The organism is Mesorhizobium sp. M1A.T.Ca.IN.004.03.1.1 (assembly GCF_003997555.1).
In the GTDB taxonomy this organism is placed as follows: domain Bacteria; phylum Pseudomonadota; class Alphaproteobacteria; order Rhizobiales; family Rhizobiaceae; genus Mesorhizobium.
Window position 1 is genome coordinate 1 of the sequence record NZ_RZTV01000965.1, and the last position, 242, is coordinate 242.

The window sequence follows — 242 nt, forward strand, 5'->3', positions numbered from 1 at the left end:
GGAGGCGCGCGGAACTCACCATCCGCATACTGGCCGGGAGAGAACAGGACCCGCTTTCCATCCCAAATCTGGAAGAACTGAATGGGAAGTGCTTCGTCGCCCTGAACGGCAAGATGCGTCTTCGGATCGAAAGAAAGGACGCCGCCCGCGATTTTCTTGTTCGTCTCACCGAGCGCCTTACCAATCTCGAGCCTCTTGGTAGGATCGCCGACCTTCTTCAGCGCATCCGCGTAGGCATAGAC

1 pseudogene is annotated in these 242 nt (G+C 57.9%); it reads right to left on the minus strand.

What is annotated here, in order from left to right:
* Positions 1-242, minus strand: a pseudogene (locus tag EOD29_RS36415) (ABC transporter substrate-binding protein); the annotation flags it as partial.